Below are 6,497 nucleotides of genomic sequence, written 5' to 3'. Positions count from 1 at the left end.
TAGCTGGTTATAATTAAATTAAAAATGGATTTTGCCTTTAATCCCCCCTTGATCCCCCCTTGATAAGGTAGGGTTGATTCATGAATCAACCCTACCCTTGATAACGGGGGTGTCTGATAATTTTTAACGCCTACCTACTTAATCGCTTTTGCGGTGTGGGAGGTCATTCTGTTATTCTGACTTGAAAGTGGGAAGTGGGAAGTGGGAAGTGGGAAGAAAAAAGCTGTCTCCTGTCTCCTGAATCCTGACGACCGACTCCTAACCCCAGCAACAAACTTTTTGCCGCAAACCCTAACTTAAACGATCGAGAGTGCGATACTGAATTGCTTCGGCAACGTGGGAACTTTTCAGCATTTCACTATCTCCTAAATCGGCAATGGTGCGGGCAACTTTGAGAATGCGATCCATTGCTCGGGCCGATAAACCCAATTTTCGGATTGCCCCTTCTAAAATATGGCGACTGCTATGATCAAGAGCGCAAAAACGCCGCAAATGCTCGGAATTCATCTCCGCATTAGAGCGAATCCCCGTATTCTGAAAGCGATCGCTGGCCTTTTGTCTGGCCCTTTCTACCCGTTGCCGCACTTGCTCAGAAGCTTCTCCCCGACTCTCTTGGGTCATTTCTTCCGGTTTCAGGCGATTTACCGTCACTTGTAGGTCAATACGGTCTAAAAGCGGCCCCGATAATTTCGCCCAATATTGTTCCCGTTGTCGCGGTGAACAGCTGCAGGGTTGCACCGAATCGCCGTAATAACCACAGGGACAGGGATTGGTGCTGGCCACCAGGGTAAAACGGGCTGGAAAAGCGACGGAAAGACGAGTGCGAGAAATGCTCACATAACCATCCTCTAGGGGTTGCCGGAGATATTCCAAGACACTGCGCTTAAATTCCGTTAATTCGTCCAAAAATAAAATACCACGGTGAGAAAGGGAGATTTCTCCCGGTCGGGGATAAGTGCCACCTCCCACCAGCGCTGCCCCGGAAGCGGAGTGATGGGGACTGCGAAAAGGACGCTCGCGCACCAGGGAACCTCGATCTTTCAGTAATCCGGCGACGGAATGAATCTGGGAGACTTCTAGGGATTCGCCAAAGGTAAGCTGGGGCAGAATACCGGGTAAACGTCGCGCTAACATGGTTTTACCGCTGCCCGGCGGCCCGACAAAAATTAGGTTATGACCCCCAGCTGCGGCAATTTCCAGGGCCCGACGACCAATGGCTTGGCCTTTGACATCCTTGAGATCGGGGAGATTTACCTGCGATCGCCCAAATTCTTCGGCAGCGTTAAAAGTCATCGGTGAATAGCGATCGGGTTCATTTAAGAAATTTACCACTTCCGATAGATGACGAAACCCATACACTTGTACGCCTTTGACCACGGCCGCTTCTTTGGCATTATCGGCGGGAACCACTAAACCCTTAATCCCCATTTTTTCGGCAGCGGCAGCAATGGGTAAAACCCCCGCCACGGCACGCAAACTACCATCGAGGGATAATTCACCTAAAAAGAGAAAATCCCCCAGTAAATCGGCTTCTACCTGTTCGGAGGCTCCTAAAATGCCGATACTAATCGGTAAATCATAAATCGGCCCCTCTTTGCGGATATCGGCGGGACTTAAATTGATGACAATTTTGCGGATGGGAAAGGCAAATCCGGCATTTTTTAGGGAAGCTTTTACCCTTTCTTTCGACTCCTGCACGGCGGTATCGGGTAAACCCACCACGGCAATTCCGGGTAATCCCCCCGATACATCCACCTCTACCCCGATTTTAATGGCATCAATGCCGATAATTGCCGCACTCCAAACCCTTGCTAACATTTTGGCTCAAGTAAAAATAAAGTGAGTTCTTAGGAAAATGAAACAGGATGTTAGGCTAGTTTTCCGCATAAAAATGATTTTATCTGGGAATTTACCCAGAAAATCAGCCTATTTCTCGGGATAACCTAGCCAGAAAAGCTGAGAGCTTAATGGTATAGTTAAAAAAAAAGCAATTTGTCTATGAGCGAGACTATTTTTAGCAAAATTATCCGGAAAGAAATTCCTGCCTCGATCGTTTATGAAGATGATCTGGTTCTCGCTTTTCGAGATGTTAATCCCCAAGCACCCACCCATATCCTCATTATCCCCAAAAAACCGATTCCGAAACTAGAGGAAGCCAGCGACAGCGATCGCGATTTATTGGGACATTTGTTACTAACTGTTAAAAAAGTGGCCGCCGAGGCTAAATTAAGTCAAGGTTATCGAGTGGTGATCAATAATGGGGAACAGGGAGGTCAAACCGTCGATCATCTTCATGTCCATCTCTTAGGCGATCGCCCAATGGCTTGGCCTCCTGGCTAAAACCGTCTTATTTTCCCGCATTTTTGGGGAATTTTAGAGCTAGAAGCGTTCTTTTCCGAGTCGGTCTTCTCGATGTTAAACCCATGAATAGGTCTATTTCTGTGATCGCCTTGTCCAGCACCCTGCTGTTATTTCCCTTCACCACCGCGACTCTCGCTCAATCGGAATGCTTTCTCCAAAGAGCAGATGGACAACACATAGATCTTAGCCGTCTCTGTGGCGGTTCATCCAGAAATAGGAAAAATTCCCCGCAAGTTTATCAGCTACCGATTCAACGCCGGGTTAACGGCATTCCCACGGTGATGGTGGTTTTTAATAACCGTCACTATTATGAAATGCTTTTTGATACGGGAGCTAGTGGCATCGTCCTTACCGATGCCATGGCAAAAGCGATGAAAGTCAAACGGGAAAGGGAAGTACTCGCTCATACCGCTGGCGGTGTCGTTACGGTTTATCTTGGTCGCATTAATTCTGTTAAAGTTGGCGAGGTGGTTTTATCTAATCAGATTGTTGGTATTTCTCCCCAAATGGAAGGATTAGGACTCTTGGGACAAACCTTTTTTGGTTCCTATGATGTCACGATCAAAAAAGATGTGATCGAATTACGTTATCGTTGATAAGTAGCTGGTTATAATTAAATTAAAAATGGATTTTAGGTTCGATCCCCCCTGCCCCCCTTAATAAGGGGGGTGTCTGAAAACTTTTAACACCTACCTACTTAGTCTCATGGGAAAAATGCTCGCTTTTCTGACTCTAATCTAAAGTTCCTCGCTGTATTTGTTCCCGTTCGATCGCTTCAAATAGGGCCCGGAAGTTGCCTTCTCCAAAACCTCTGGCGGCGTGACGTCGCTCGATTAATTCAAAAAAGAAAGTCGGCTGAGAAAAAATTGGTTTAGTGAAAATTTGCAGTAAAGTCGGCTTTTCCGGGAGGGAATAACTATTTTGTTCAAAATCGATGAGAATTTCCCTTTTTTTAATTTCTGACCATTCCCAATCAGCAATATTAAAATCTTTCTTTTGATAGTTAATTTGTTGATAATAACTGTCGGGAACTGATAAAAACTCTACCTTTTTTTCTCTTAATTTTTGAGTTAAGTTTACAATATTTTCTGTTTTTAAAGCAATGTGTTGAATACCAGATTTTTGATTAATATCTAAAAATTCTTGAATTTGAGAACTGTTACTATCTGGTTCATTAATCGGTAATTTTAATTCAGTTTCGGGGTGAACAAGTACCTGAGAATAAAGACCAGAACGCTCCGTTTTAATAGTAAAAGCTTGCCTTTTTTTAAAGCCTAAATTTTCCTCATACCAATTGGATGTTAACTCTAAATTACCCTGAAAAACATTTAAAACTAAATGATCAATTGCCAGAATATCCTGATTATATTGTTCCCTACTATCATACTCAATCAGATTAGGATCGGCTAAAATTGGCGTGATTCCCTGTCTTTCAATCAACGTATGTTTGAGATCAGCAATGCTAGAGATTTGACAGCTTTTTATCTTACCCCTAGCCAAAACAGTTTCCTCAATAAAAATGTCCTGTTTAATTCTCCTAGCTAAACTGTCTAAATCCTCTACTTGAAAAGCTACATCCGCCACCCCTTCAGGATATTTACTTAAAAATTCCGCCACGGGACTAAGGGAATTTAAGGGAGAAGATAAGATAAAAATAATCTGTTTAGTTTTATCTTTTTGGATGCCATTGCCAACTATTTCCGTGTGCGTGTGGAGATTAACTAAACTTGCGATCGCTTGAAAATCCATCACCCGCACAAACCAATCTCGCCATTTTTTGGCCGATTCTACATAAAAATGAATATGATCAATAAACATAGATAAAGTCAAAAAAGCGGTTGAGTGTTAGTAAGTGGGGAGTGGGGAAATGGGGAAATGGGGAAATGGGGGAGTGAGGAGATAGGGTAATTTCAACTAATACCCCAAAACCCCAACTCCCTAAAACCCCAACTCTCAACTCCTGACGACCGACTCCTGACGACCGACTCCTGATGACTAAAAAAAGAGATGACTATCGGGTTGAATATTAATTTCCATGGGGACAGCTTGGGGTTCAGCATTCATGGCAAAATAGATAGCATCGGCGGCGGTTTGAGCGGTTAACATTTTAGTGCGATCAACTTTTAAGCTCACCTGATCCCAAAAAGGAGTATCGACACCACCAAAATAGAATAAAGTCATTTTAATACCATAGCGTTTTAACTCATCAGCCAAACATTTACTAAAACCGACCACCCCGTACTTAGAAGCACAATAAGCGGCAGCCATAGCCATAGAATGCTTACCCAAAATTCCCACCACATTACAGATATGACCGGCCTTATTTTCCTTCATCACATTAGCGGCAGCCTGACAGGTATAAAAACTCCCCTTCAGATTGAGGTCGAGCATTTTATCTAAATCTTCCGGCGTGATTTTATTATATTGTTTCATCACACCGGCTCCGGCCGCATTAACCAACACATCCAACCGGCCGTAATGGGAGACAATTTTTGCCATCAAAGTTTCTACCTGAGTGGGATTGGTGATATCCGTCGGCACAATTAAAGAGGGACAAGACAACTCACTGGCTAAATTAGATAAATTATCGGCATTTCTGGCCACTAATACGAGTTTATGACCATTAACAGCTAGTTTCCGCGCTAAAGTGGCACCGATACCCCCCGTAGCGCCGACAATCAGGACAACTTTTTCGCTCATAATTATTTATAAATTTTTACAAATCTTATTGTAAACTGTTCCAACCGGAAAATCATCGCCAGAGCCAACCCCTTGATTAAGGGTTAACCAACTTCTGATAGGATAAACCGTGACAATGTAAAGAAATTTTTATGACTGTACTGACCGAAGGAATCGCGCCCCACGGTGGGCAATTAATTAATCGTATTGCTACCGCTGCCGAAAAAGCAGAATTTCTGGCCCTAGCTGAAAAACTACCGCGAGTTTCCTTAGATGAACGAGCGCTCTCGGATTTAGTTATGATTGCTATTGGTGGTTTCAGTCCCCTCAAAGGCTTTATGGAACAGGACGACTACGAAAAAGTCGTCGATGATATGCGTCTAATCAATGGTTTACCCTGGGCAATTCCCGTGACTCTTTCCGTTAGCGAAGAAGTGGCGGATCCCCTCAAAGAAGGCAACTGGATTCGTTTAGATGACAGCGAAGGCAACTTTGTCGGAGTCCTAGAACTAACCCAAAAATACCGTTATAATAAAGCCCACGAAGCAGTTAACGTCTATCGTACCGACGACCAGAAACACCCCGGGGTAAAAGTTCTCTACGAACAGGGAGAAATTAACCTCGCAGGTCCAATTTGGTTACTTCAGCGCGATCCTCATCCCCAGTTTCCCAAATATCAGATCGATCCTGTGCAGTCGCGCAAAATGTTCCACGAAAAAGCTTGGAAAACGATTGTCGGTTTCCAAACCCGTAATCCCATCCACCGGGCCCACGAATATATTCAAAAATGCGCCCTAGAAGTGGTAGATGGTTTATTCTTGCATCCTCTTGTCGGCGCTACCAAAAGCGATGATGTGCCAGCCGATGTGCGGATGCGTTGCTATGAGATCATGATGGATAAATACTTCCCCCAAGATCGCGTTATTCTGGCTATCAACCCCTCAGCTATGCGTTACGCCGGCCCCCGGGAAGCAATTTTCCACGCTATTATCCGTAAAAACTACGGTTGTACCCATTTTATCGTCGGTCGTGACCATGCCGGAGTCGGGGACTACTACGGAACCTACGATGCCCAGTATATCTTTGATGAGTTCGAGCCGGGGGAATTGGGAATCGTGCCGATGAAGTTTGAACACGCTTTCTACTGTACCCGCACTTCGGGAATGGCAACCACCAAAACTAGCCCCAGTTTACCGGAAGAAAGAATACACCTTTCGGGAACGAAAGTCCGGGAACTGCTGCGCAAAGGAGAATTACCACCTCCGGAATTCTCCCGTCCAGAAGTGGCTGCCGAATTAATCCGCGCCATGCAAGGATCTTGACATCCTCGCCGCCCTAAAAGTGCGGCGATTCCTAAACCTCACGATTTAAGTTTCTGCTTCCACCACCGTCGCATACCACAGTTAAAAAACCATGTACTGTCTTACACAGAGTCCACAGACTTTCGCCCCATTTCA

The 6,497-nt window shown here is 44.7% G+C and carries 6 protein-coding genes; 3 read left to right on the top strand and 3 right to left on the bottom strand.

The genetic code is table 11. The features are described from left to right. Positions 1–291 precede the first annotated feature (291 nt). The gene (locus O9334_RS11280; RefSeq protein WP_045362034.1) at positions 292–1,818 is read right to left on the bottom strand and encodes a YifB family Mg chelatase-like AAA ATPase; all 1,527 of its coding nucleotides are present in this window, start codon (positions 1,816–1,818) and stop codon (positions 292–294) included. Positions 1,819–1,998: 180 nt separating this feature from the next. On the opposite strand from O9334_RS11280, the gene O9334_RS11275 reads away from it, so the two are divergent. Continuing rightward, positions 1,999–2,340 carry a histidine triad nucleotide-binding protein gene (locus O9334_RS11275; protein ID WP_108936196.1) on the top strand — a complete coding sequence of 114 codons (342 nt, stop codon included), beginning with the start codon at positions 1,999–2,001 and terminating at the stop codon, positions 2,338–2,340. An 83-nt stretch (positions 2,341–2,423) separates the two neighbouring features. Continuing rightward, positions 2,424–2,957 carry a retropepsin-like aspartic protease family protein gene (locus O9334_RS11270; protein WP_045362036.1) on the top strand — a complete coding sequence of 178 codons (534 nt, stop codon included), beginning with the start codon at positions 2,424–2,426 and terminating at the stop codon, positions 2,955–2,957. A gap of 136 nt (positions 2,958–3,093) precedes the next feature. Here the strand turns inward: O9334_RS11270 and hppD are convergent, their stop codons facing one another. Together hppD and O9334_RS11260 are read right to left on the bottom strand one after the other, a co-directional pair. Continuing rightward, positions 3,094–4,179, bottom strand: a complete 1,086-nt coding sequence (gene hppD / locus O9334_RS11265) for a 4-hydroxyphenylpyruvate dioxygenase (RefSeq protein ID WP_045362038.1) — start codon at positions 4,177–4,179, stop codon at positions 3,094–3,096. Positions 4,180–4,356: 177 nt separating this feature from the next. Continuing rightward, positions 4,357–5,061 (bottom strand): SDR family oxidoreductase, encoded by a 705-nt coding sequence (locus O9334_RS11260; RefSeq protein WP_045362044.1) that lies wholly within the window; start codon positions 5,059–5,061, stop codon positions 4,357–4,359. A 131-nt stretch (positions 5,062–5,192) separates the two neighbouring features. Between O9334_RS11260 and sat the strand changes: the two genes are divergently transcribed. Continuing rightward, complete coding sequence (gene sat / locus O9334_RS11255; RefSeq protein WP_045362047.1) at positions 5,193–6,362, top strand: sulfate adenylyltransferase; 1,170 nt, start codon at positions 5,193–5,195, stop codon at positions 6,360–6,362. Positions 6,363–6,497: the final 135 nt, after the last annotated feature.

Origin of the sequence: Microcystis sp. LE19-8.1F (assembly GCF_027531715.1) — a bacterium.
Classification (GTDB): domain Bacteria; phylum Cyanobacteriota; class Cyanobacteriia; order Cyanobacteriales; family Microcystaceae; genus Microcystis; species Microcystis wesenbergii_A.
Note: the sequence above shows the minus strand (reverse complement) of the source record. Positions and strands in the feature narration are given on the sequence as shown.

Bases quoted from the DNA above. Each gene is read 5' to 3' on its own strand.
- O9334_RS11280 (WP_045362034.1), bottom strand. From the start codon at position 1,818: ATGTTAGCAAGGGTTTGGAGTGCGGCAATTATCGGCATTGATGCCATT.
- O9334_RS11270 (WP_045362036.1), top strand. From the start codon at position 2,424: ATGAATAGGTCTATTTCTGTGATCGCCTTGTCCAGCACCCTGCTGTTA.
- hppD (WP_045362038.1), bottom strand. From the start codon at position 4,179: ATGTTTATTGATCATATTCATTTTTATGTAGAATCGGCCAAAAAATGG.
- sat (WP_045362047.1), top strand. From the start codon at position 5,193: ATGACTGTACTGACCGAAGGAATCGCGCCCCACGGTGGGCAATTAATT.
- O9334_RS11260 (WP_045362044.1), bottom strand. From the start codon at position 5,061: ATGAGCGAAAAAGTTGTCCTGATTGTCGGCGCTACGGGGGGTATCGGT.
- O9334_RS11275 (WP_108936196.1), top strand. From the start codon at position 1,999: ATGAGCGAGACTATTTTTAGCAAAATTATCCGGAAAGAAATTCCTGCC.